This window comes from Microtetraspora malaysiensis, assembly GCF_001528665.1.
Lineage (GTDB): Bacteria > Actinomycetota > Actinomycetes > Streptosporangiales > Streptosporangiaceae > Microtetraspora_A > Microtetraspora_A malaysiensis.
The window spans coordinates 19824-44129 of the sequence record NZ_BBYJ01000012.1 but is presented as its reverse complement, the minus strand read 5'-3'; the positions used below and the strand labels follow the sequence as shown (position 1 = coordinate 44129).

19 protein-coding genes are annotated in these 24306 nt (G+C 71.5%); 18 read left to right on the top strand and 1 reads right to left on the bottom strand.

Going from position 1 to position 24306, the window contains the following annotated elements; translation table 11 throughout:
- Positions 1-59 precede the first annotated feature (59 nt).
- On the bottom strand, positions 60-920 hold the full coding sequence (locus AWQ71_RS16520) for a peptidylprolyl isomerase (RefSeq protein WP_245658322.1): 861 nt from the start codon (positions 918-920) through the stop codon (positions 60-62).
- Positions 921-1074: 154 nt separating this feature from the next.
- Here AWQ71_RS16520 and AWQ71_RS43850 point away from each other — a divergent pair, with 154 nt between their 5' ends.
- The 18 genes from AWQ71_RS43850 to AWQ71_RS16430 all read left to right on the top strand — a co-directional run bounded on the left by AWQ71_RS43850 (position 1075) and on the right by AWQ71_RS16430 (position 24164).
- Complete coding sequence (locus AWQ71_RS43850) at positions 1075-1794, top strand: hypothetical protein (RefSeq protein ID WP_245658321.1); 720 nt, start codon at positions 1075-1077, stop codon at positions 1792-1794.
- Positions 1795-1854: 60 nt separating this feature from the next.
- Entirely contained in the window at positions 1855-4296 is a 2442-nt protein-coding gene (locus AWQ71_RS16515; RefSeq protein ID WP_245658320.1) for a S41 family peptidase, read from the top strand.
- A 139-nt stretch (positions 4297-4435) separates the two neighbouring features.
- Complete coding sequence (locus tag AWQ71_RS16510; protein WP_067133992.1) at positions 4436-4882, top strand: DUF2231 domain-containing protein; 447 nt, start codon at positions 4436-4438, stop codon at positions 4880-4882.
- Positions 4883-4977: 95 nt separating this feature from the next.
- Entirely contained in the window at positions 4978-6294 is a 1317-nt protein-coding gene (locus AWQ71_RS16505) for a replication-associated recombination protein A (RefSeq protein WP_174550717.1), read from the top strand.
- A gap of 172 nt (positions 6295-6466) precedes the next feature.
- Complete coding sequence (locus AWQ71_RS16500; RefSeq protein ID WP_067133985.1) at positions 6467-6844, top strand: DUF948 domain-containing protein; 378 nt, start codon at positions 6467-6469, stop codon at positions 6842-6844.
- Positions 6841-7095 carry a hypothetical protein gene (locus AWQ71_RS16495; protein ID WP_067133982.1) on the top strand — a complete coding sequence of 85 codons (255 nt, stop codon included), beginning with the start codon at positions 6841-6843 and terminating at the stop codon, positions 7093-7095. Before AWQ71_RS16500 ends, AWQ71_RS16495 begins: the two co-directional genes overlap by 4 nt.
- A 1-nt stretch (position 7096) precedes the next feature.
- Positions 7097-9769, top strand: coding sequence for an alanine--tRNA ligase (gene alaS, locus AWQ71_RS16490; RefSeq protein WP_067133979.1), 2673 nt, complete (start codon positions 7097-7099; stop codon positions 9767-9769).
- 28 nt (positions 9770-9797) lie between these two features.
- Complete coding sequence (gene ruvX / locus AWQ71_RS16485; protein WP_067133976.1) at positions 9798-10292, top strand: Holliday junction resolvase RuvX; 495 nt, start codon at positions 9798-9800, stop codon at positions 10290-10292.
- Positions 10293-11015: 723 nt separating this feature from the next.
- A complete protein-coding gene (gene mltG / locus AWQ71_RS16475) occupies positions 11016-12158 on the top strand; it encodes an endolytic transglycosylase MltG (protein WP_245658319.1) in 1143 nt (380 codons plus the stop codon).
- Positions 12155-13021: a shikimate dehydrogenase gene (locus tag AWQ71_RS16470; RefSeq protein WP_067133967.1), complete on the top strand. Its 867-nt coding sequence runs from the start codon at positions 12155-12157 to the stop codon at positions 13019-13021. The genes mltG and AWQ71_RS16470 overlap by 4 nt, the downstream gene beginning before the upstream one ends.
- Positions 13022-13373: 352 nt before the next feature.
- Positions 13374-14060 carry a translation initiation factor IF-3 gene (gene infC, locus AWQ71_RS16465; RefSeq protein ID WP_281196195.1) on the top strand — a complete coding sequence of 229 codons (687 nt, stop codon included), beginning with the start codon at positions 13374-13376 and terminating at the stop codon, positions 14058-14060.
- A 131-nt stretch (positions 14061-14191) separates the two neighbouring features.
- On the top strand, positions 14192-14386 hold the full coding sequence (rpmI, locus tag AWQ71_RS16460; protein ID WP_067133961.1) for a 50S ribosomal protein L35: 195 nt from the start codon (positions 14192-14194) through the stop codon (positions 14384-14386).
- A 24-nt stretch (positions 14387-14410) separates the two neighbouring features.
- Positions 14411-14791 (top strand): 50S ribosomal protein L20, encoded by a 381-nt coding sequence (rplT, locus tag AWQ71_RS16455; RefSeq protein ID WP_061257234.1) that lies wholly within the window; start codon positions 14411-14413, stop codon positions 14789-14791.
- Between the two features lie 68 nt (positions 14792-14859).
- Positions 14860-15657 carry a TrmH family RNA methyltransferase gene (locus tag AWQ71_RS16450; protein ID WP_067133958.1) on the top strand — a complete coding sequence of 266 codons (798 nt, stop codon included), beginning with the start codon at positions 14860-14862 and terminating at the stop codon, positions 15655-15657.
- A 139-nt stretch (positions 15658-15796) separates the two neighbouring features.
- On the top strand, positions 15797-16891 hold the full coding sequence (locus AWQ71_RS16445; protein WP_067133956.1) for a sensor histidine kinase: 1095 nt from the start codon (positions 15797-15799) through the stop codon (positions 16889-16891).
- Between the two features lie 194 nt (positions 16892-17085).
- Complete coding sequence (gene pheS / locus AWQ71_RS16440; RefSeq protein WP_067133953.1) at positions 17086-18186, top strand: phenylalanine--tRNA ligase subunit alpha; 1101 nt, start codon at positions 17086-17088, stop codon at positions 18184-18186.
- Positions 18186-20744 (top strand): phenylalanine--tRNA ligase subunit beta, encoded by a 2559-nt coding sequence (locus tag AWQ71_RS16435; protein ID WP_067133949.1) that lies wholly within the window; start codon positions 18186-18188, stop codon positions 20742-20744. Before pheS ends, AWQ71_RS16435 begins: the two co-directional genes overlap by 1 nt.
- Positions 20745-20936: 192 nt before the next feature.
- Positions 20937-24164 (top strand): penicillin acylase family protein, encoded by a 3228-nt coding sequence (locus AWQ71_RS16430; protein WP_084258952.1) that lies wholly within the window; start codon positions 20937-20939, stop codon positions 24162-24164.
- The last annotated feature ends 142 nt before the right edge of the window (positions 24165-24306 follow it).

The window sequence follows — 24306 nt, the reverse complement described above, 5'->3', positions numbered from 1 at the left end:
CCCCGGGCCCGGTGGTGAACCGGGCCCGGGGGCCGTTCGTCGTGCGGTGCGACCGCGGGTCAGGAGATCCTGATGGTCTTGATCTGGACCTTGATCTTGGGAGCGTTCGAGCCGCCGTCGTCGCTGGTGATGTCGACGCCGTCCTTGGCGGTGTTGACCCCGCCCTTGGCGACCTTGTCGACGATCTCCATGCCCTTGCGCACGATGCCGAACGGCGTGTACGCCTGCGGGAGCTGGGCGTTCTCGTCCGTGTAGGAGATCACGAACTGGCTGCCGTTGGAGTTGGCGGCGTCGCCGCCCTGGGCCATGAACACCACGCCGCGGGCGTACTGCGGACCGAGGTTCTCGTCGGGGAACAGGTAGCCGGGGCCGCCGGTGCCGTCGGTCGGGTTCTCGCCGTCGCCCTTGGCCTGCGGGTCGCCGCACTGCAGCAGGCCGAGACCGTTGGTCTCGATCGTGGTGAGCCGGTGGCAGACCGTGTTGTCGAAGAACTTCTTGCTCGCCAGGAACGCGAACGAGTTGATCGTGCAGGGCGTGTCACCGGGGGCGACGTCGATGACGATGTTGCCGAGGTTGGTGTAGATCGTCATCGTCTTGGCGTTGATCACCGCCTTCGACAGCTGCTTCGGCGGGAAGCCGACGATCTTCGCCGGGCTGTCGGTGTCGTCCTTGCGGTACTCGCAGGTCACCTTGCGAAGGTCGGTCTCCTTGACCGTGGGTGTCGGATCAGGGAGCTCCGAAGGTTGGGCGGAGGGCGCGTCCGAGGGGGCGGGCGACGGAGCCCCGTCCGCGGAGTTCTTCGCCTCGCTGCACGCCGCGAGGCTCCCTACGAGCGCGAGCACACTGAGGCCGACGCCGATGGTGCGCTTGGCCTTGCTCCTGGGCCGAGCCGGGTGCTGCTGTCGGTCCGTGTCGGTCACCGTTACGCCTTCCCTTTTTACCTGTCTTGACCACTTGCGATGCGTCACTTTATCGGCGTTCATGTCGGGTAGGTGTAAGCAGGAGACTCACAGGTATCTTGAGTAGCAAAAATCACGATCTTGCGGTAAAAGGGCTTCCCGTTACGATTATTTGGTGACGAGTGGGTCTTACCTTCGATTTCCCCACGTTCACCGGCGATCGCTGACGTTCGTCGCGGAAGACGACGTCTGGATCGCCCCGCTCGACGGCGGCAGAGCATGGCGGCTCACGGTCGACCGGGCCGGGGCGAGCCATCCGAGGTTCTCGCCCGACGGCACCAGGGTCGCCTGGACCAGCCGCCGCGACGGCGACCCGGAGATCCACCTGGCCGCGATCGGAGGCGGCCCCGCCACCCGGCTCACTTACTGGGGCGACCCGTACACCGAGTCCCGGGGCTGGCTCGACGACCGCACCGTCGCCGCCGTCAGCGCGCACGGCCAGCCCTTCACGTTCTGGACCTGGGCGTACGCGATCCCGGACGACGGGCGGCCCGCCACGCGGCAGCCGTACGGACCGGTGGAGGACCTGCACGTGTCGGGCGGGGACACGCTGCTGCTCACGGGGGCGGCGGGACACGACCCCGCGCACTGGAAGCGCTACCGGGGTGGCGGCACGGGCCGGCTCTGGCTCAACGGGCGGCGGCTGCTGGAGAGCCACGAGGGCCAGATCGCCTCGCCCATGATCGTCGAGGGCCGGGTCGCGTTCCTGTCCGATCACGAGGGCGTCGGCAACGTCTACTCGTGCGCCCTCGACGGCTCGGACCTGAAGCGGCACACCTGGCACGAGGACTTCTACGCCCGCCAGGCGAGCACGGACGGGCGGCGGATCGTCTAAACGCGGGCGGGGGAGCTGTGGCTGCTGCCCGGCCTGGACGTCCGCCCGGAGCGGCTGGACGTGACGCTGGGCGGCGCGGGGACCGGGCGCCGGCCCCGCCCCGCGCCGCCGCTGCTCGACGACCTCGCCTGCGACGCCACGGGACGGGCCAGCGCCGTCGAGGTCGCGGGCGCCATCCTGTGGCTCACCCACGAGGACGGCCCGGCGCGGTGCCTGGACGCCCGCCCCGGCGTCCGCGCCCGGCTCCCCGTCGTGCTCGGCGCCGTACGCGCGCCGGAGGGGGAGGAGGCGGCCCGGCGCGGCAACGGACCGGTCGCCTGGGTGAGTGACGCGGGCGGCGAGGACGGCATCGAGCTGACGGAGCCCGGCGGCACGGTCAGGAGCCTCGCCCGCGGCCGCCTCGGGCGGGTGCTGGAGCTGTCCGGCTCGCCGGACGGGACCATGATCGCCGTCAGCACGCACGACGGCAGGCTCCTCCTCGTCGACGTCACGGGCGGCGGGACGGACGCGACGGTCACCGAGCTGGCACGGTCGGAGAGCGGCCCGCCCAGCGGGGCCAGGTTCTCGCCCGACTCGGCCTGGCTGGCCTGGTCGCACCCGGGGGTGGGCTCGCTGCGGGCGATCCGGATGGCCCGGCTGCGCTCCCGGACGCCCCGCCCGGCGCCTGAGGGAACCCCCGGCGATCCGGACCCGGCGGACCAGGTGACGCGCGCCGACCCGCTCGTCGTCGAGGTCACCGACGGCCGCTTCACCGACGTCGAGCCGGTGTTCACCCCCGACGGGAGATATCTGGCGTTCCTGTCCAGACGGGCCTTCGACCCGATCTCCGACGCGCACAGCTTCGACCTGGCCTTCGCGGCGGGCTCCCGGCCCTTCCTGCTGCCGCTCGCGCGGAGCACGCCCTCGCCGTTCGCGCCCTCCGTGGACGGCCGCCCGGCCGAGCCGGAGGACGCCGGCCGCGGCGACCTGGTCGTGGACACCGAGGGGATGGCGGGCCGGGTGGTCGGCCTGCCCGTGCCCGAGGGGCGCTACACGAGCCTCCAGGCGGTCAAGGACGGCCTCGCCTGGCTGCGCCACCCCCTGCGCGGCTCCCTCGGCACGGGAGAGCCTGGGCCGCCGCGGCGGCCCCTCCTGGAGCGGTTCGACCTCGCCAAGCGCTCCTGCGAGGAGGTCGCGCCCGCCGACGCCTTCTCGGCCAGCGGCGACGGCACCCGCATCGCGTACGTCGAGGGACGGGCGATGAAGGTCATCGGCGGCGGCGAGCCGGTCGAGGTGGACCTGCGCCGGATCCGGGTCGAGATCGACCCGCCGAGCCGCTGGCGCCAGGCGTACGCGGAGGCCGGGCGGCTGGTGCGCGACCAGTTCTGGGTGGCCGACCTCGCGGGCGTCGACTGGCCCGGCGCGCTCGCCGCGTACCGGCCGTGGCTCGATCGGATCTCCGGCGCGGACGACTTCGCCGACGTGCTGGGGGAACTGCTGGGCGAGCTGGCGTCCTCCCACGCCTACGTGGCGCCCGCCCCTCCGGAGGGGTGGTACCGGTACGTCGGCATGCTGGGCGCCGACCTCGCGCCCGACACCGACGGCCTGTGGCGGGTCCGGCGCGTCCTGCCCGCCGAGTCCTCCGACCCGAACGCCCGGTCGCCTCTCGCCGGGTCCGGCGTGCGGCCGGGAGACGCCGTACTGGCCGTGGACGGCAGGCCGGTGGACCCGCGCACCGGGCCCGCGCCGCTGCTGGTGGACACGGCGGGCCGCCCGGTGGAGCTCACCGTCGAGTCCGGCGACCGGGTGTTCCGGGTGGCCGTGGTGCCGCTGTGGGACGACCGCACGCTGCGCTACCACGCCTGGGTCGCGGAGCGCAGGCAGCGGGTACGGCGGCTGAGCGGGGGCCGGGCGGGCTACCTGCACGTGCCCGACATGGACGCCGCCGGCTGGGCGCAGCTCCACCGGGACCTCGGCCGGGAGCTGGCGCGGGACGCCCTCGTCGTCGACGTGCGGGGCAACCGCGGCGGCTTCACCTCGCAGCTCGTGCTGGAGAAGCTGTCGCGGCGGATCGTCGGCTGGAACCTGAGCCGCCACCACGAGCCGGCGAGCTACCCCATGGAGGCGCCGCGCGGCCCGGTCGTCGTCGTGTGCGACGAGGCGACGTGCTCGGACGGCGACGTCATCACCGGCGCGGCGCAGGCGCTCGGCCTCGGCCCGGTGGTCGGGGCGAGGACGTGGGGCGGCGTCATCGGCTACGACGAATGGCACCGGCTCGGCGACGGCACCTCCGTCACCGTCCCCGGCTACGGGCTCTGGATCCGCGGGTACGGCTGGGAGCTGGAGAACGGGGGCGCCGCACCGGACGTGGCGGTGCTCAACACCCCGGCCGACTGGGCCGTGGGCGCCGACCCGCAGCTCGACACGGCGGTGCGGCTGGCGCTGGAGGGGCTCGACGCGACCCCCGCCGCCGAGCCTCCCGACCCCGCCGGCCGTCCCCCGCGGGGCCGCGCCGCCACCTGACCGCGGGGGGCGCTTACGTGAGCGGGGCGCCGCGTGCGCTCATATTGTTCTCAGATCTCTCTGAGAACCTCGCCGTGATCATGTACGCATCAGGGTGAGGAGCCACCCTGACCCGATCGCGAAGCCAGGAGCGACGCCCATGTTCGACGAGATGTTCGGCCTGCCCGTCCACCCCATGCTCGTCCACGCCGCCGTGGTGCTCACGCCGCTGCTGGGACTCCTCAGCGTCGGCTACGCCGTGCAGCCGAGGTTCCGCGCGAAACTCGACTGGATCCTCGTCCTGGTGGCGATCGGCGCGCCCGTCGCCGTGTTCGTGGCGAAGGAGAGCGGCGAGTCCTTCGAGAGGAACCTCTTCGAGGGGCATCCGTCGGCCGCCGTCAACGCGCACGAGGCCTTCGCCAACCCGCTGCTGCTGAGCACCGGCGCGCTCGGCGTGGTAGCCCTGCTGCTCGTCTTCGGCGCGCGGCGGTGGCCGAAGGCCGCCGGCACGGCCCTGTCCGCCGTCTCGGTGGTCCTCGCCGTCGTCGCGGGCTACTACGTCGTACGCGCCGGGCACAGCGGGGCGACGGCGGTCTGGGGCAGCTGACGTCGGCGTTTGATTGCGCTCGCTTCGCTCGCGCGGGCTCGGGGCGTGATGGTTCCCGGCGGGGGGCCGTGGCCGGAACGGCTAGAGTCGAGGTTGTGGACAGTCTGTTCGATTCGGTGGCCGAGGAGGCCCACAGGAGCCACGAGCCGCTGGCCGTCCGGATGCGCCCGCGCGGGCTGGACGAGGTGATCGGACAGCGTCACCTGCTCGGCCCCGGCACGCCGCTGCGCCGCCTCGTCGAGAGCGAGGCCCCCATGTCCCTGTTCCTGTGGGGTCCGCCGGGCACCGGCAAGACCACGCTCGCCTACGTCGTGGCGGGCGCGACCAAGCGCAGGTTCGTGGAGATCTCCGCCGTCTCCGCCGGTGTCAAGGACGTACGCGCCGCGATCGACCAGGCCCGCCGCGAGCTGGGTATGAGCGGGCGGCAGACCGTGCTGTTCGTCGACGAGGTGCACCGGTTCAACAAGGCCCAGCAGGACGCCCTGCTCCCCGCGGTCGAGAACCGCTGGGTCACCTTCATCGGCGCCACCACCGAGAACCCGTTCTTCTCCGTCATCTCGCCGCTGCTGTCGCGGTCGCTGCTGCTCACCCTGGAGTCGCTGGAAGAAGACGACGTGCGCGTCGTCCTTGAGCGGGCGGTGCGCGACCCGCGCGGCCTCGACGGGCGCGCCACGCTGCACCCCGACGCGCTCGACCAGCTCGTACGGCTCGCCGGCGGCGACGCCCGCAGGTCGCTGACCTACCTTGAGGCGGCGGCGCTGCTGGCCGACCAGATCACTGTCGAGGTCGTGGAGCGCGCGGTCGACAAGGCGGCGGTCCGCTACGACCGCCAGGGCGACCAGCACTACGACGTGGTCAGCGCGTTCATCAAGAGCATGCGCGGCTCGGACGCGGACGCGGCCCTGCACTACCTGGCCCGGATGGTCGAGGCGGGGGAGGACCCCCGGTTCATCGCCCGCCGGATTGTGATCTTCGCCTCGGAAGACGTGGGCATGGCCGACCCCACCTGCCTCCAGGTCGCCGTGGCGGCGGCGCAGGCGGTCGAGTTCATCGGGCTGCCCGAGGGCCGCATCAACCTCGCCCAGGCTGTGATCCACTGCGCGCTCGCGCCCAAGTCCAACGCGGTGGTGACGGCCATCGGCGCCGCCTCCGACGACGTACGGCGCGGCCAGATCGGGCAGATCCCCTCCCATCTGCGCGACGCCCACTATCCCGGGGCGAGCAAGCTCGGCCACGGCAAGGGCTACCAGTACCCCCACGACTTCGAGCACGGCCTGGTCCGGCAGGACTACGCCCCCGAGGAGCTCAGGGACCGGCGCTACTACCGGCCGACCAAGCACGGGGCGGAGGCCAGGTTCGCCGAGCGCTGGGGCAAGATCCGCGCCTTTCTCAGGGGCGAGAGCGGCGCCTGACGAGGGGCGTGCGCGGTCCGAAGGGGGCCCTGGAAGGCGTGGTGGGCCTCGGCGTGTCCGGCGTTCGCGGTAGGGTCTTGCCATTCCAGCCGGATCCGCGCGCCCGAGACGCGCGGCGCGGATTCGCGCGACGTCACGCGCCTTGCCACCTACCGAGGAGACGGATCCGCACATGCTTACCGCGGGAGAGGTCGCCGGTCTGATCGTCGCGATGTTCTGGGCGATCCTGGTGTGCTTCATGGCCGTCGTGCTCGTCAGGCTGGCCCGCCTGCTCACGGAGACCTCCAAGGCGGTGTCCGAGCTGAGCGATCGGGTGGTGCCGCTCCTTGAGGACGTCGGCCACACGGTCAACGAGACGAACCGCCAGCTTGTCGCGGTCGAGGCGATCACCGAGAACGTCAAGGACGTCAGCGGCAACATGGTGAAGATCACCGGTGTCGCCGCCATGCTGTTCGCCGGCCCGATGATCAAGCTGTCCGCCCTGAGCTACGGCGTCCGCGAGGCGCTGGCCCGCCGCGAGCGGCGCGCGATCGGAGGGCGGCGCCCGTGATCCGCCGGACCTTCTACATCACGGTTGGCGCGTTCCTCGCGGTCTGGGTCATGCGTAAGCTTCAGGCCATGCGGCCGGACAGCGTCGCCAGGCGCGCGGCCGACCGGGCCGCGGGGCTGGCCGGTGAACTCGCGGAGTTCGCCGGGGACGTCCGCGCCATCGCGCGAGACCGGGAAACCGAGTTGCGCTCCCGTATGGGGCTCGACAGTGTTGACAGAAACCACGACCACGACGTAAAGGATGGCCGCTGAAATGGAGTCGGCAGAGATCGCCCGCCGCTTCCTGCGCTTCTTCGAAGAGCGCGGGCACACCGTCGTGCCCTCGGCCAGCCTCGTCGCCGAGGACCCGACGCTGCTTCTGGTGCCCGCGGGCATGGTGCCCTTCAAGCCCTACTTCCTCGGCCAGCGCACGCCGCCGGCGTCGAGGCTGGTGAGCGTCCAGAAGTGCATCCGCACCCCGGACATCGACGAGGTCGGAAAGACCACGCGGCACGCCACGTTCTTCCAGATGCTGGGCAACTTCTCCTTCGGTGACTACTTCAAGGCGCAGGCGATCCCGTTCGCCTGGGAGCTGCTGACCCGGTCGGAGTCCGACGGCGGCTTCGGTTTCCCCGAGGAGCGTCTCTGGGTCACCGTCTACGAGGACGACGACGAGGCGGCCGACATCTGGCACAAGACGGTCGGCGTCCCGCTCGACCGCATCCAGCGCCGAGGTCTGGCCGACAACTACTGGCACATGGGCGTGCCCGGCCCGGGCGGTCCATGCTCGGAGATCTACTACGACCGCGGTCCGGAGTACGGCCGCGAGGGCGGTCCGGTCGCCGACGAGAACCGCTACCTCGAAGTCTGGAACAACGTCTTCATGCAGTTCCAGCTCAGCGCGGTCCGCAACAAGGTCGACTTCGACATCGCGGGCGAGCTGCCGAGCAAGAACATCGACACCGGCATGGGCCTGGAGCGCATGGCGGCGATCCTGCAGGGCGTCGACAACATCTACGAGATCGACACCACCTACAAGATCCTCGACCGGGCGGCCGAGCTCACCCGCACGAAGTACGGCCGGGACAGCCGCGCGGACGTGTCGCTGCGCGTCGTGGCCGACCACACGCGCGCCGGCGTGATGCTGGTCGCCGACGGAGTCCTGCCCTCCAACGAGGGCCGTGGGTACGTCCTGCGCCGCATCCTGCGCCGCAGCATCCGCAACCTCCGCCTGCTCGGCGCGGGCGAGGAGCGGTACATGCACGAGCTCACCGCGACCACGATCGACGTGATGGGCGAGCTGTACCCCGAGCTGAGGGCCGACGCGGCCAACATCCACACCGTCATCGACGCGGAGGAGACGTCGTTCCTCGGCACCCTCCGCACCGGTACGGCGATCTTCGACGCGGCCGTGGAGGAGTCCAAGCGCAAGGGCGCGGTCACCCTGGGCGGCGACCAGGCGTTCCAGCTCCACGACACCTACGGCTTCCCGATCGACCTGACCCTGGAGATGGCCGGCGAGCAGGGCCTCAAGGTCGACGAAGAGGGCTTCCGCCGGCTCATGAAGGAGCAGCGCGACCGCGCGAAGGCGGACGCCGCGGCCAAGAAGACCGGCAACGCCGACATCTCCGTCTTCAGCGGCATGCTGGAGAAGGCCGGCCGGGTCGACTTCCTCGGCTACGACCACACCACGGCCGAGGCCAACGTCATCGGCCTGATCGTCGACGGCGGCTCCGTCCCGGCGGCGGGTGAGGGCACCGTCCTGGAGGTCGTCCTCGACCGCACGCCGTTCTACGCCGAGGGCGGCGGCCAGCTCGCCGACCAGGGCGTCATCCGCACCGCGGGCGCCGAGGTCGAGATCACGGACGTGCAGTCGCCGATCGGTGGCCTGATCGTGCACCGCGGCAAGGTCCGCACCGGCGAGATCCGGGTCGGCGAGCAGGCGCAGACCGATGTCGACCTGGAGCGGCGCCGCGCGATCTCTCGCAGCCACACCGCGACCCACCTCGTGCATCGCGGTTTCCGCAACGCGCTCGGCGAGTCGGCGGCGCAGGCGGGCTCGGAGAACTCGCCCGGCCGCTTCCGCTTCGACTTCACCGCGGCCGGCGCCGTCTCCCCGAGCGTCCTGCGCGACGTCGAGGACGAGGTCAACGCGATCCTGATCAACGACCTCAAGGTCAACGCGTTCTACACGTCCCAGTCGGAGGCCCGCGCCATGGGCGCGCTCGCGCTCTTCGGCGAGAAGTACGGCGACGAGGTGCGCGTGGTCGAGGTCGGGGACTACTCCCGCGAGCTGTGCGGCGGCACCCACGTGGCGAGCTCCGGCCAGCTCGGCCTGGTCAAGGTCCTCGGCGAGGCGTCGATCGGCGCGGGCGTGCGCCGGGTCGAGGCGCTGGTCGGCCTGGACGCCTTCCGCTTCCTGGCCCGCGAGAGCGTCCTGGTGGCGCAGCTCAGCGAGCAGCTCAAGACCCGCCGCGAGGAGCTGCCCGAGCGGGTCGAGGGCATCGTCACCCGGCTGCGCACCGCCGAGAAGGAGCTGGAGCGGCTCCGTTCGGCGCAGGTGCTCGCGGTCGCGGGTGAGCTGGCCGCCGGGGCGGCCGACGTGGACGGCGTCTCGGTCGTCACGCACCGCGCGCCCGCTGGCACCTCCCCCGATGACCTGCGTAAACTCGCCCTCGACGTGCGCGGTCGATTCCCGAGCGACCGCGCCGCGGTGGTCGTGGTCGCCGGCGTCCCCTCTGACCGGCCGGTCGTCGTCGCCACGGTGAACGAGGCGGGACGCGGCCGTGGCCTGAAGGCCGGGCGGCTGGTCGGCGTCGCCGCGAAGGCGCTTGGGGGTGGCGGTGGCGGCAAGGACGATGTCGCTCAGGGTGGCGGTACTCGCGCCGAGGCGATCGTCGACGCGTTGCGCGCCGTCGAGGAGGCCATCTCCTCGTCCCTCACCTGATCATCGGGTCTGTCGGGGAGAGCCGGCTATGAGGCAGGGTGTGCGACTCGGCGTGGACGTCGGATCCGTACGCGTCGGCGTGGCGCGCAGTGACCCTTCGGGGCTGCTCGCCACGCCGGTCGAGACGGTACGGCGCGGCCGGGGCGACGTGGAGCGGATCGCCGCGATTGTCGCCGAGCACGAGGCGATCGAGGTGGTCGTGGGCCTGCCCACGTCCCTGTCGGGGCGGGAAAGCCACGCGGCCGGGGCGGCGCGCGAGTTCGCCGCCGTCCTCGCCGACCGGCTCACGCCGATCCCGATCCGGCTCTTCGACGAACGGCTGACGACGGTCACCGCGCAGCAGCGGCTGCGCTCCAGTGGCGTGAAGGCCAAGAACCAGCGTTCGGTCATCGACCAGGCGGCGGCCGTGGAGTTGCTCCAGGCGGCGCTCGACTCCGAGCGCGCCACCGGCCGGCCGCCGGGCAGCTCCCTCGAACCGCCGGGCGGCCCCGGGGGCGGAAAGGCGAGCGGCGGAGCCGGCTGATGCCCGCCGCGGCGGCCGCGCCCGCCCGTCTCCTCGTCCAGGTGGCCAGGTCACGTCCGCCGGGCCGGGCCGTGCCGCGCGGGGCCGGGACGACGCCGCGCGGGGCCGGGACGACGCCGCGCCGCGTCGCCGCCCCGCTCCCAGAGATCCCGCACCGGGACGAACTTTTCGCGAAGCCCGGGAACACCGGCCGGACGCTCCGTGCCGACCGCCCCTTCTCGGCCCATTCGGCTGGATCCGCGCTCCCCAAGGCGTCGGCCGTCCGCGCCCGGGGCGAGGAGGCCTTCACCGGCACGTTTCCCGCTCTCCCTCTCCTCCGCTCACGCGCGCCGACTATTCCGGCAGCGATGCCATACTTGGTGCACTTCGCTCCAAAAACGGGCGATTGGTACCGGTTTGTCAGAACCGATCTTCACCATAGGATCATCAAAATCACTGACAAAGAGGACGAGTTTGTGAAATATCGGGAAGAGTTGAGCGCGTACCTAGGGACCATCTAGGACATGACCATTCACGCCCGGAAGGACCGTCCTGGCCCGCCCGGTGGCCGGGTGGCCGCTCCCTTCCGCGAGGGACGGTCCGCCCGCAACCGAGGCCCACGTCCGCCCCTCGCGGGGGCAGGCGCGTAATCGAACGCCGGAACCCCCTCGGTTCTGCCAGACTCGCTTGACGCGGGGCGCGGCGTACCGAGAGATTGGCCAGCGCACTATGAATGATCTCGATATGGACTTCCTGCTGGGCTCCGACGACGACGGGCCCTCCCGGCGCCGTCCCCGAGGCCCGAACCGCAGCCAGCGTCGCCGCAGCCGCCGGCGGCGCACCCGGCAGCGCCGCAAGGGATTCGCGGCCTCCTTCTTCGCCATCCTCGTCGTCGCCGCGGTGCTCGGTGGCGCGGGATACTTCGGCTTCAACTGGTTCCGCGACCTCCTCGTGCCCAAGGACTTCACCGGCTCCGGCCGCGGCGAGGTCGTGGTCGAGGTCAAGGAGGGGGCGACCGCCTCCGACGTCGCCCAGGAGCTGGAGGAGCAGGGCGTCGTGGCCAGCGCGCGGGCGTTCGTCAACGCCATCGGCGCGGCGGGCAAGAGCTCCTCGCTCCAGCCGGGTGAGTACAAGCTGCGCAAGGGCATGTCGGCGGAGTCCGCGGTCACCATGCTGGACCCGAAGAACCGCGTGGTCAGCGGTACGCTGACGATCCCCGAGGGCCGGCGGCTCAGCACGATCTTCGCCGATCTGTCCACCGCCAGCGGTAAGCCGGTCGAGGAGTTCAAGAAGGCCGCCAAGAAGGACATCGGCCTTCCCCGGTACGCCAAGGGACGGCTGGAGGGCTACGCCTTCCCCGCGACCTACGAGATCACGCCCAAGCTCAGCGCGAGCCAGATCCTCACCAAGATGGTGGACCGCTTCAACCAGACCGCCCAGCGGCTCGACCTGGAGCGCCAGGCGAAGCAGCTCGGTTACACCGCGCACGACATCATGACCATCGCGAGCATCGTCCAGGCCGAGTCCGGCAGTCAGGCCGACATGCCCAAGGTCGCCCGGGTCATTTACAACCGCCTCGGGTTGAACCCCCCGATGAATCTCAAGATGGACAGCACCGTCATGTACGGCCTGAACAAGTACGGCATCGCCGCCAGCCACAAGGACCTGGACAGCACCTCGCCGTACAACACGTACAAGTATCCCGGCCTGCCTCCCGGCCCGATCGACAGCCCCGGCGACCACGCCATCGAGGCGGCTCTCAAGCCGGCCGACGGCAACTGGCTGTGGTTCGTGACCGTCGATCCGAAGAAGGGCATCACCAAGTTCACCGACAAGGAGTCGGAGTTCATGCAGTTCGTCGCTGAGTTCAACCGGAACCACGGATGACTCGGCCCTTTGGATCGGCCGAGGCCGGGGAGGGACCGCACGCACGCAGGGCGGCGGTCCTCGGTCTCCCGATCCGCCACTCGCTCTCGCCGATCCTGCACCGCACCGCGTACGCCGGGCTCGGCCTTTCGGCGTGGCGGTACGACGCGATCGAGTGCGGCGAGGACGACCTGGCCGAGCTGGTCGCCGGGCTCGGCCCGGAATGGGCCGGGCTTTCGCTGACGATGCCGCTCAAGCGCGTGGTGTTCCCGCTGCTCGACACGGTCTCCGACCTCGCGGTCGAGGTGAACGCGGTCAACACGGTCGTCATCCGTGACGGCCGCCGTCACGGCGAGAACACCGACGTGTACGGCATCGTCCGGGCGCTGGCCGAGGCCGGGGTGACCGCGCCGTCCAGCGCCTCGATCCTGGGCGGAGGCGCGACGGCGGCGTCCGCGATCGCGGCGCTGCGCGAGACGGGTCTGCGCGAGGTGACGCTGGTCGTGCGTGAGCCGTCCCGGGCCGCCGAGACGCTGGAGGTGGCCGAACGGCTCGGCGTCATGGTCGCCGTTCGGACCTTCGCGGACTTCGACGCCGATGTGGATCTGCTCGTCTCCACGCTCCCCGCGGGGGCCGCGGACGCTGTGGCGGACAAAGCCGCCGGGGCGAAGGCGGTCTTCGACGTGGTGTACGCGCCCTGGCCGACGACCCTCGCGGGGGTCGCGCGGGAGCGCGGCGCCGTCGTCGTCGGCGGGTTCCCGATGCTCCTGCACCAGGCGGCCCGCCAGGTCGAGCTGATGACCGGCCGTACGGACGTGCCGGTCGAGGAGATGCGCGCGGCCGGTGAGGCGGAGATCCGCAGACGGGCCGAGGCAGCCAAGTAGCCGGGAGCGAGGGACGAGCGACTCCGCGAGGGGCGCGGCGGTGTCTGGACTGAGGAGCGAGTGGGGAGCGGCTCTGCGAGGGGCGCGGCGGTGTCTGGACTGAGGAGCGAGGGGGAGCGAGGGACGAGCGACTCCGAGCGACGAGGGAAGACATCGACTGAGGGCGCCCCGAGCCCGCGCGAGCGAAGCGAGTGCGATAAGCACGGTGTGGTAGTGTTGGCAATTGATCGGTCCGGCATGCCGGCTGGACGCGCAAGCGGAGGTCCTCCTCCCACCTGATCGGCCGAAAGGCCGACGGGTCAAGGATCACAACCAGGGTTCTCGCCGTAGAGAGCTCAGTGACCCCGCATGCGTGACGTGCGGGGTTTTGTGTTTTCTCGCACGGTCGAGCATCAAGCGGAAGTCCTTTGGAGGTCCCATCAGCACCGAGCCCCGCATCAACGATCGTATTCGCGTGCCGGAGGTTCGCCTCGTCGGCCCGAACGGCGAGCAGGTCGGCATCGTCTCGATCGGCGATGCACTGAAGCTGGCCCAGGAGAGCGACCTCGACCTCGTCGAGGTCGCGGCGACGGCCAGGCCGCCCGTGTGCAAGCTCATGGACTACGGCAAGTTCAAGTACGAGTCGGCCATGAAGGCGCGCGAGGCCCGCCGTAACCAGGCACACACGATCATCAAGGAGATCAAACTCCGGCCGAAGATCGACCCGCACGACTACGAGACCAAGAAGGGTCACGTCGTGCGCTTCCTCAAGGCGGGGGACAAGGTCAAGGTCACGATCATGTTCCGGGGTCGCGAGCAGTCCCGGCCGGAGTTGGGCTTCCGGCTGTTGCAGCGGCTCGCCGAGGACGTCACCGAGCTGGGCTTCGTGGAATCGCAGCCCAAGCAGGACGGGCGAAACATGATCATGGTCATCGGCCCGCACAAGAAGAAGGCCGAGGCCAAGGCCGAGAAGGCCGCGGCCAAGGCGCAGCGCGCGTCGGACTCCGATTCCGAGTTCGAGTCCGAGTCCGTGGAGCAGGAGTCAGCGCCCGCGGAGTGACGCGCGCGTCTGAGGGATCAGACACGCATGGAGAAGCCGAGACCGGGACGGTCTCGCAGAGCCAGGCATGCCGTCGGCTCGGGTCACCGGCCCGGGCCTTCGGCGCGACCAATGAGGGAGAGACGGCTGAGATGCCGAAGATGAAGACGCACAGCGGTGCGAAGAAGCGGTTCCGGTTGACCGGCTCCGGCAAGATCGTGCGCCGGCGTGCGAACCGGAAGCACCTTTTCGAGCACAAGCCGTCCACCCGCACGCGCCGGCTCGAGGGTGACGTCGTGATCAGCGACGCCGACGCCAAGAAGATCAAGAAGCTGCTCGCGAAGTAACCGACCCCGGGGAGACTGAACAACATGGCACGCGTGAAGCGGGCGCTCAACGCCAAGAAGAAGCGCAGGGTCGTCCTCGAGCGGGCGAGCGGTTACCGTGGGCAGCGGTCCAGGCTGTACCGCAAGGCCAAGGAGCAGATGCTCCACTCGATGACCTACGCCTACCGGGACCGCAAGGACAAGAAGGGCACCTTCCGGCGCCTGTGGATCCAGCGGATCAACGCCGCGGCCCGCGCGAACGGCATCACCTACAACCGGTTCATCCAGGGTCTGCGCCTCGCGGGCATCGAGGTGGACCGCAAGATCCTCGCCGACCTCGCGGTGAACGACAGCCAGACCTTCGCCACGCTGGCCGAGGCGGCGAAGAAGGCTCTTCCGGCCGACGTGAACGCGCCGGTCGCCTGAGTCAGACGCGATTCAGCATTCATAGGGGCTCACCGGCATCCGGTGGGCCCCTTTTGACGAGGGAAGGCATGGCCGGAACCGAGCTCACCAACATCAGGTCCCCGCGGGTGAAGGCCGCCCGGCGGCTCACGAAGCGCGCCTTCCGGGACCGCGACCGGGCCTTCCTGGCCGAGGGGCCGCAGGCCGTACGCGAGGCTCTCGCGCTCGACGGCGTGACCGTGGAGCTGTTCGCCACGGCCGAGGCCGAGATCAGGCACGCCGACATCATCGGGGCCGCGGACGCCGCGGGCGTCCCGGTGCTCCGGGTCAGCGGCGAGGTCATGGCCGAACTGGCCCAGACCGTCACCCCGCAGGGGCTGATGGGCGTCTGCCGGTTCGTCCACGTCCCGCTATCCGAGGCGGTGCCGTCCGGCGCGCGGCTGGTCGCCCTCCTCGCCCACGTCCGTGACCCCGGTAACGCCGGCACCGTCCTGCGCACGGCCGACGCCGCCGGTGCCGACGCGGTCGTCTTCACCGACGCCTCCGTCGATCCGTACAACGGCAAGTGCGTCCGGGCCAGCGCGGGCAGCCTGTTCCACCTCCCCGTCGCCACCGGCGCGCGGGTGGAGGACGCGGTGCGGCACGTACAGGACGCGGGGATGCGCGTCCTCGCGGCGGACGGCACCGGCAAGGCGACCCTCGACGACGTCGATCTCAGCGTGCCCACCGCGTGGCTCTTCGGCAACGAGGCGTGGGGGCTGCCCCCGGCGCTGCTCGAACTCGCCGACGAGGTGGTGCGGGTGCCGATCTACGGGCGGGCCGAGAGCCTCAACCTCGCCACCGCCGCCGCGGTCTGCCTGTACGCCTCGGCGCGGGCGCAGCGGTAGACCTTACATCGCGTGGAAGATCCATCTACCCCCGCGGTCTGACACGGCCGACTAGAGCGGGAAACCCGCTATTGTCGGCCTTGGAGCGCGCACGGTTCCCCATCCGGCGTGCTTTCACAGGTTCGAGGGAGGCGGTCGCGTGCGAGGTGAGGGCACTCCCCGGGGCGCCCGACAACCGGTCGCGGGCGGGAGTGCGGACGTCTGTGCCGACGATCTCCCCGACGGCCTCGTCGTGACCGACTCCGACGGTGTCGTCCTGGTCGTCAACCGGGCCGCGGAGCGGCTGACCGGAGTGGCCCGCCGCGGGGCGGTGGGGCGGCACATCACCGACGTGCTGCCGTTCCGCGACCCGGAGGGCCGCGACTGGTGGAAGTGCCTCGACCCGCACGGCGGCCTGCCCACCCGGACCCGCCAGCCCGAGCGCCCGGTGCACCTTCCGGGGCGGCAGGAGGTGCTGCTCGCCGCCCGGCTGGTCCGCCGTCCGGAGCGCGGTGGCCCCGTGGTCCGCGTGGTGGTCACGCTGCGGGACGCCTCGGCCCGGGCCCGGCTGGAACGCAGCCGGGCCGACCTCGTCTCCACTGTCGCGCACGAGCTGAGGTCGCCGCTGACCAGCGTCAAGGGGTTCACCGCGACGCTGCTGGCCAAGTGGGGCCGATTCACCGACGCGCAGAAGCTCGTCATGCTGCAGACCGTCAACGCCGACGCCGACCGGGTCACCCGGCTGATCACCGACCTGCTCGACGTGTCCAGGATCGAGTCGGGCCGGCTGGAGGTCCACCGCCAGGTCGTCGACATCCCCGCGCGCGCCCGCCGGCTCATCGAGGGCCGGATCGCCGCGGGGGAGTCCGCCGACCGGTTCTCCCTGGACGTACGCGGCGAGTTGCCCGAGACCTGGTGCGACCAGGACAAGATCGACCAGATTCTCGGCAACTTGCTGGAAAACGGGGTGCGCCACGGGCGCGGTACGGTGACGATAGTGGTCGAAGCCGTCGAATTGGGAGTGGCTGTGTCTGTGCGTGATCAGGGTGAGGGCGTCGCGCCCGAGCTGGTCACGCGCGTCTTCCGGCAGTTCTGGCGCGGCAACGGCCGCAGGCGGGGCGGCACCGGCCTCGGCCTCTTCATCGTCAAGGGCCTGGTTGAGGCCCACGGCGGCACGATCACCGTGCAGCGCGCGCCCGGCGGCGGCGCCGAGTTTCGATTTACCGTGCCCACCGGGACCCCTGACTTCGCCTGACCCCGAAGCCGATTCTTCGCCGCCGGAGTCAGAGCCGATCTCAGCCCGGTGGGCGCCCCGAGGGCCCGGCGGCCCCGTCCCCGCACGGGTGGCCGGCCGCGCCGGAGCCTCCGCCACCGATCTTGGCGGGGCGTATCTTGACCCATCCGGCACTAGACTCGTGCACGCTTAAGCCCTGGATACGGAGCTCTCTCTTGTCGAACACCTATGACCCGGTCGAGGTGACGCCGCTGCACGCCGACGAGGTCGCGCGGGCACAGGCCGACGCCCTCGCCGCGATCGCGGCGGCGCGCGACCTCGACGAACTGAAGCAGGTACGGCTCGCGCACGCAGGCGACCGCTCGCCGATCGCGCTGGCCAACCGCGAGATCGGCGCGCTGCCGCCGCAGGCCCGCTCCGAGGCGGGCAAGCGCATCGGCGGCGCGCGCAAGGCGATCGGGCAGGCGCTCGCCGCCCGCCAGGCCGAGCTGGAGGCCGAGCGCGACGCGCGCGTCCTTGTCGAGGAGACCGTCGACGTCACCCTTCCGTGGGACCGGCGGCCGCGCGGCGCCCGCCACCCGTTGACCACGCTGCAGGAGCGCGTCGCCGACGCGTTCGTGGCGATGGGATACGAGGTGGCCGAGGGGCCCGAGCTCGAAGGCGAGTGGTTCAACTTCGACGCGCTGAACATCGCGCCGGACCACCCCGCGCGCTCCGAGCACGACACGTTCTTCGTCGAGAGCACGGCCTCCGGCAAGGTGCTGCGCACCCAGACGTCGCCGGTGCAGATCCGCGCCCTGCTGTCGCGTGAGCTGCCGGTCTACGTCGTGTCCCCGGGCAAGGTCTTCCGCACCGACGAGCTGGACGCCACGCACACGCCGGTCTTCCACCAGGTCGAGGGGCTCGCGATCGACAAGGGGCTGACCATGGCCCACCTGAAGGGCACGCTCGACCGGTTCGCCGAGGTGATGTTCGGTGAAGGCATCACCACCCGCTTCCGGCCCAACTACTTCCCGTTCACCGAGCCGTCCGCCGAGATGGACCTGCGCTGCTTCGTCTGCCGCGGCGCGTCGGCGTCGCCGGGCAACCCCCCGTGCCGCACTTGCAAGTCGGAGGGGTGGATCGAGTGGGGCGGCTGCGGCATGGTCAACCCGCGGGTGCTGATCGCCTGCGGCGTGGACCCGTCGGTCTACTCCGGCTTCGCGTTCGGGATGGGCATCGAGCGCACCCTGATGTTCCGCAACAACGCCGAGGACATGCGTGACATGGTCGAGGGCGACATCCGCTTCACCCTGCCGTTCGGAATGGAGGTCTGATGAAGGTCCCGCTTTCATGGCTGCGGGAGTACGTCGATCTCCCGGCCGTCACGGCCCAGGAGGTGGCCGACAAGCTCACCTCCGCCGGTCTCAAGCTTGAGGCGATCACCGCCCACGGCCACGAGATCAAGAACGTCGTCGTCGGACAGGTCGTCGTCATCGAGGAGCTCACCGGCTTCAAGAAGCCGATCAGGCACTGCCTGGTCGAGGTGGGGGAGGCCGCGCCGCGCGAGATCGTGTGTGGCGCGACCAACTTCTCCGAGGGCGCGATCGTGCCGGTCGCGCTGCCCGGCGCCGTCCTGCCCGGCGGTTTCGAGATCGGCGCCCGCAAGACGTACGGGCGGCAGTCGGAGGGCATGATCTGCTCGGAGGCCGAGCTGGGCATCGCCGAGTCCTCGCCGGGCATCCTGCTGCTCCCGCAGGACACGCCGATCGGGGCCGACGTCGTCGAACTCCTCGGCCTGCGCGACGACGTGCTTGAGCTGGAGATCACGCCCGACTGCGGGTACGCGCTGTCGATCCGGGGCGTGGCGCGTGAGGCCGCGACCGCGTTCGGCGTGCCGTTCCGCGACCCGGCCGCGGCCGAGCTGCCGGCCGCGTCCGGCCCGTCCTACCCGGCGTCGATCGCCGACCCGACGGCCTGCGACCGGTTCGTGCTGCGTTCGGTGTCCGGGTTCGACCCGGCCGCCGAGAGCCCGCTGTGGATGCGGGTGCGGCTCATCCGCGCCGGGATGCGCCCCGTCTCACTCGCCGTGGACGTCACGAACTACGTGATGCTGGAGCTGGGCCAGCCGCTGCACGCGTTCGACCGGTCCCGCCTGTCCGGCGAGATCGTCGTACGGCGGGCCGCGTCGGGGGAGACCCTGGAGACGCTCGACCACGTGACGCGGAAGCTCCACGTGGAGGACATCCTCATCACCGACGACACCGGGCCGATCTCGATGGCCGGCACGATGGGCGGGCTCCACACCGAGATCTCCGGCTCCTCGACCGACGTCGTGATCGAGGCGGCGCACTTCTCCGCCACGGGCATCGCCAGGGAGTCCCGCCGGCACGACCTGGTCAGCGAGGCGTCCAAGCGGTTCGAGCGGGGCGTGGACCGGGAGCTACCGCTGGTCGCCTCCTGGCGCGCCGTCCAGCTCCTGGTCGAGCTGGGCTCCGGCACCGCCGACCCGGGCGTCACGCACGCCGAGGTGGACGTCGCCCCGGTCCGGGTCGTCATCCCGTCCGACTACCCGGGACGCGTCGCGGGTGTGCCGTACGAGCGGGAGACCGTGGTCCGCCGACTGGAGCAGGTGGGCTGCGCGGTCGTCGAGGGCGCGGACGCGGCCAGCGGCGACGGCGGCGCCCATGGTGTGGCGGCGACCGGCGTGGTGTCCTCGGGTGACCTGCACGAGAAGCTGGCCGTGCGCGGCGACGACCTGCTCACGGTCACCCCGCCGTCGTGGCGGCCGGACCTGACCGACCCGAACGACCTGGCGGAGGAGGTCATCCGCCTGGAGGGCTACGAGGGCCTGCCCTCGGTGCTGCCCCCGGCCCCCGCCGGGGCCGGGCTGACCGAGGAGCAGCGGCTGCGCCGCCGGGTCGGCCGGGCGCTGGCCTACGCGGGCTACGTCGAGGTGCTCTGCTACCCGTTCATGGGCGTCCGCGACCTGGACGACCTGCAGCTTCCCGCGGACGACCCGCGCCGGCGGGCGACCCGGCTGGTCAACCCGCTCAGCGAGGATGAGCCGTACATGCGGACCACCCTCCTGCCGGGCCTGCTGAAGACGCTGGTCCGCAACGTGGGCCGCGGCTTCGGCGACGTGGCGCTGTTCGAGACCGGCCTCGTCTACCGGCCGGAGCCGGACGCCCCGGCGGCCGCGCCGGTGCTCACCGTGGACCGCAAGCCCACGGCGGAGGAGCTGGCCCGGATCGAGAGCGCGCTGCCGCGGCAGCCGTTCCGTGTCGCCACCGTGCTGGCCGGGGAGTTCGACCGGTCCGGCTGGTGGGGCGCGGGCCGCCAGGCCTCCTGGGCGGACGCGATCGAGGCGGCGCGGACCGTGGCTCGCGAGGCCGGGGTCGAGCTGGAGGCGCGGGCCGACCGCCACGAGCCGTGGCACCCGGGCCGGTGCGCCGCACTGTACGTGGGGGACGTCCTCGTCGGGCACGCCGGCGAGCTGCACCCGCGCGTTGTCGAGGCGTGCGGCCTGCCGCCGCGCACCGCCGCGATGGAACTGGAGCTGTCGCTGCTGACCCCGCCGGGGCCGGCGCAGGCGCCCGCCGTGTCGGCGTACCCGGTGGCCACCCAGGACGTGGCGCTGGTCGTCCGCTCCGAGGTGACCGTCGCGGAGGTCGAGACCGCGCTGCGCGAGGGTGCCGGCGAGCTGCTGGAGTCGGTCCGGCTGTTCGACGTGTACACGGGCGAGCAGGTGGAGGAAGGCCACGCGTCCCTGGCGTACACGCTGCGGTTCCGCGCGCCGGACCGCACGCTCACCGTCGAGGAGACGACGGCCGCCCGCGACGCCGCCGTGGCGCTCGCCCACGAGCGGACCGGGGCCCGGCTGCGCGGCGTCTGACCCGCACGTTCACGACCCCACCGATGCCCGTCCGGCCTCCCGCCGGGCGGGCATCGCCGTGTCCGGAGGCGAAATCACCCATTGATGCGAGGGTTACCAACGAGTATCGTCCAGAGCTGAGCAGCCCTCATATTCGCGCGCGAAACCTGTAACCCCTGACACCCCCCGGCTTCTCGCGAAGGGAAGTTCGCCATGCACGCGCGCCTTCGAGGGGCGCTCACGGCCACTGCCGTGCTCGCCCTCGTGATCACCGGCTTACCGGCGACATCGGCCGCCTCCGCCTCGTCCTCGCCTTCCTCCTCACCCTCCTCCTCGTCCGCCTTGTCGGCGGCCGACGCGGTCACCGACGACTACTGCCTCGGCCAGTGCGCCGACATCCTCCCCCCTGGCCAGAACGGCAACGCCACGCTGGTCGACATCATCGGGAACCAGACCCTCGGCACCCGCCCGGCGCACAGCGCCGACCAGCTCGGCAGGTACGCCGGGCTCATCTCCGGCTACACCGGCCTGACCGACGACCAGATCGCGTCGTTCTTCAACGACGCCTCCTTCGGCGTGCCCGCGGGGCAGGTCGAGAGCACGGTCAGCCCCCGTTCGGACGTCACGATCGTCCGCGACAAGGCCACCGGCGTGCCGCACATCACCGGCACCACCCGCGAGGGCACCATGTTCGGCGCCGGGTACGCGGGCGGGCAGGACCGTCTGTGGGTCATGGACCTGATGCGGCACGTCGGCCGGGGCGACCTCACCCCGTTCGCCGGAGGCGCCCAGGGCAACCGGGAGCTGGAGCAGAGCGTCTGGCGTAACTCGCCCTACACCGAGGCGGACCTGCAGGCCCAGATCGACCGGCTGCGCGACTCCGGCCCACGGGGCGCCCAGCTCTACTCGGACGTACGTAACTACATCGACGGCATCAACGCGTACATCGACGTCTGCATGGCCAAACGCAACTGCCCGGGCGAGTACGTCCTGACCGGGCACCTCGACGCGATCACCAACAAGGGCGGTCCGGTCGACTTCACGATGACCGACCTGGTCGCGATCTCCGGCGTGATCGGCGGCCTGTTCGGGGGCGGCGGCGGAAACGAGATGCAGTCGGCCCTGGTCCGGGTCGCCGCGCGGGCCAAGTACGGCGCAGCCGCGGGCGACCAGGTCTGGGCGGCGTTCCGCGGCGAGAACGACCCCGAGACCGTGCTCACCCTCCACAACGGCCAGAGCTTCCCCTCCGGATCCGCGCCCGCCGGCGCCACCGGCGTCGTGCTGCCCGACCCCTCGACCGCGCCGGTCGACATCGTCGAGAACAGGACCGGGACCGCCACCACCTCCACGACCGCCGTGAAGAGCCCGCTGGACGGCCTCACCGTCGACAACGCCAAGCCGGGCATGTCGAACGCGATCGTCGTGTCGGCGGCCAAGTCGGCCACCGGCCACCCCGTCGCCGTCTTCGGCCCGCAGACCGGCTACTTCTCCCCGCAGCTGCTCATGCTGGAGGAGCTGAACGGCCCCGGCATCCGGGCGCGCGGCGCCGCGTTCGCCGGGCTCAACCTGTACGTGCTGCTCGGCCGGGGCGCCGACTACGCCTGGAGCGCCACGTCGAGCACGCAGGACATCACCGACACGTACGCGATCACGCTGTGCGACCCGAAGGGCGGGACGCCGACCACGGCCTCCGAGCATTACCTGTACCGCGGCACCTGCACGGCGATGGAGACGCTGCGCAAGAAGAACTCCTGGAAGCCGAACACGGCCGACTCCACCGGGGCCGGGTCGTACGAGCTGGTGGTCAAGCGCACGAAGTACGGCCTGGTGACGTGGCGCGGCACCGTGGACGGGGCGCCGACCGCCTTCACCTCGCTCCGCTCGACCTACCGGCACGAGCCCGACTCGGCGATGGGCTTCCAGATGTTCAACGACCCGGCCGAGATGGGGTCGGCCGCCGCGTTCCAGAACTCCGCCGCCAACATCGGCTTCGCGTTCAACTGGTTCTACGTGAACTCGACCGACGCGGCGTACTTCATGTCCGGGAGCGCCCCGGTGCGCCCGGCCGTCTCCGACCCTAACCTGCCGATGGTCGCGGACGCCGCGCACGAGTGGACCGGGTACGACCCGGACGCCAACAGCGCGACGTACGCGGCGGCGAGCACCCACCCGCAGGCGGTCAACCAGGACTACTTCGTGAGCTGGAACAACAAGCAGGCCAAGGACTACGGGGCGGCCGACGGCAACTTCAGCTTCGGCTCCGTCCACCGCGGCGACCTGCTGGACGCGCCGGTGAAGGCTGCGCTCGCCTCGGGCACCCTGGACCGGGCCGGCACCGTGAAGATCATGGCGAACGCCGCGATCACGGACCTGCGCGGCTGGAAGGTCCTGCCCAACCTGCTCCGCGTTATCAACAGCGCCGACGTGACCGACCCGACGCTCGCCTCGGCCGTCGCCAAGCTGTCCGCCTGGGCCTCCGCCGGAGCCCGCCGCGCCGAGACCTCCCCGGGCAGCAAGACGTACGCGCACGCCGACGCGATCCGCTTCTTCGATGCCTGGTGGCCCAAGCTGGTGCGGGCGCAGTTCCAGCCCGGCCTCGGCGACGGGCTCTACCGGTCGCTGGTCGACGCCCTGCAGATCAACGAGTCGCCGTCCGGGCGGCAGCAGGGCGACACCTCCACCCTCGTCAACTCGGCGAACGAGGCCCAGACGCACAAGGGCTCCTCGTTCCAGTACGGCTGGTGGGGCTACGTCGACAAGGACATCAGGAACGTGCTGGGCGACACCGTAGGGGGGACGCTTCCGGCCCGGTACTGCGGAGCCACCGTGCAGGCGTGCCGTACGGTCCTGCTGGACAGCCTGTCCGCGGCGCTCGTGGAGACGGCGGCGGTCACCTACCCGGCCGACGACGTCTGCTCCGCCGGCGATCAGTGGTGCGCGGACGCGGTGCGGCAGTCGCCGCTCGGCGGGATCAAGCAGGACCTGATCTCCTGGCAGAACCGGCCGACCTACCAGCAGGCGGTCTCCTTCCCGGCCCGGCGCGGTGACAACGTCGCCAACCTGGCCGCCGGGGCCACGGCGAGCGCGTCGAGCAAGGAGAGCTTCCTCTACCCGCCCGCCAACGCGAACGACGGCGACCGCTCCACCCGCTGGTCCAGCGCGTTCAGCGACAACCAGTATGTCCAGGTGGACCTCGGGGCGGTCACGACCGTGGGCCGGGTGATCCTGCGCTGGGAGGCGGCGTACGGCAAGGCGTACCGGATCCAGACGTCCACCGACGGGAGCGCCTGGACCACGGTCTCCACGACCACGGCCGGCGACGGCGGCGTGGACAACGTCGCCTTCGCCCCGGTGAACGCGCGCTACGTCCGCATGCAGGGCGTCACGCGGGCCACGTCCTACGGCTACTCGCTCTACGAGTTCGAGGTGTACGGCCGTTAGGCGGCGGCCGCCCCGGCCTCGGGTGAACGTTTCACCCCGGGGCCGGGGCGCGGCCCGCGTCCGATCCCCGGAGGCACCAGGTCACCGGGTCCCGGCCGGGACGGTGTGCGGCCCGCGAGAAGTGGGGCTGGTCGTGGAACGC

Excerpts from the sequence above, each read along its gene's own strand:
- AWQ71_RS16435 (WP_067133949.1), top strand. The coding sequence starts at position 18,186 with ATGAAGGTCCCGCTTTCATGGCTGCGGGAGTACGTCGATCTCCCGGCC.
- rpmI (WP_067133961.1), top strand. The coding sequence starts at position 14,192 with ATGCCGAAGATGAAGACGCACAGCGGTGCGAAGAAGCGGTTCCGGTTG.
- alaS (WP_067133979.1), top strand. The coding sequence starts at position 7,097 with ATGGAGTCGGCAGAGATCGCCCGCCGCTTCCTGCGCTTCTTCGAAGAG.
- AWQ71_RS16430 (WP_084258952.1), top strand. The coding sequence starts at position 20,937 with ATGCACGCGCGCCTTCGAGGGGCGCTCACGGCCACTGCCGTGCTCGCC.
- AWQ71_RS16510 (WP_067133992.1), top strand. The coding sequence starts at position 4,436 with ATGTTCGACGAGATGTTCGGCCTGCCCGTCCACCCCATGCTCGTCCAC.
- AWQ71_RS16470 (WP_067133967.1), top strand. The coding sequence starts at position 12,155 with ATGACTCGGCCCTTTGGATCGGCCGAGGCCGGGGAGGGACCGCACGCA.
- AWQ71_RS16500 (WP_067133985.1), top strand. The coding sequence starts at position 6,467 with ATGCTTACCGCGGGAGAGGTCGCCGGTCTGATCGTCGCGATGTTCTGG.
- ruvX (WP_067133976.1), top strand. The coding sequence starts at position 9,798 with ATGAGGCAGGGTGTGCGACTCGGCGTGGACGTCGGATCCGTACGCGTC.
- mltG (WP_245658319.1), top strand. The coding sequence starts at position 11,016 with ATGGACTTCCTGCTGGGCTCCGACGACGACGGGCCCTCCCGGCGCCGT.
- rplT (WP_061257234.1), top strand. The coding sequence starts at position 14,411 with ATGGCACGCGTGAAGCGGGCGCTCAACGCCAAGAAGAAGCGCAGGGTC.
- AWQ71_RS16450 (WP_067133958.1), top strand. The coding sequence starts at position 14,860 with ATGGCCGGAACCGAGCTCACCAACATCAGGTCCCCGCGGGTGAAGGCC.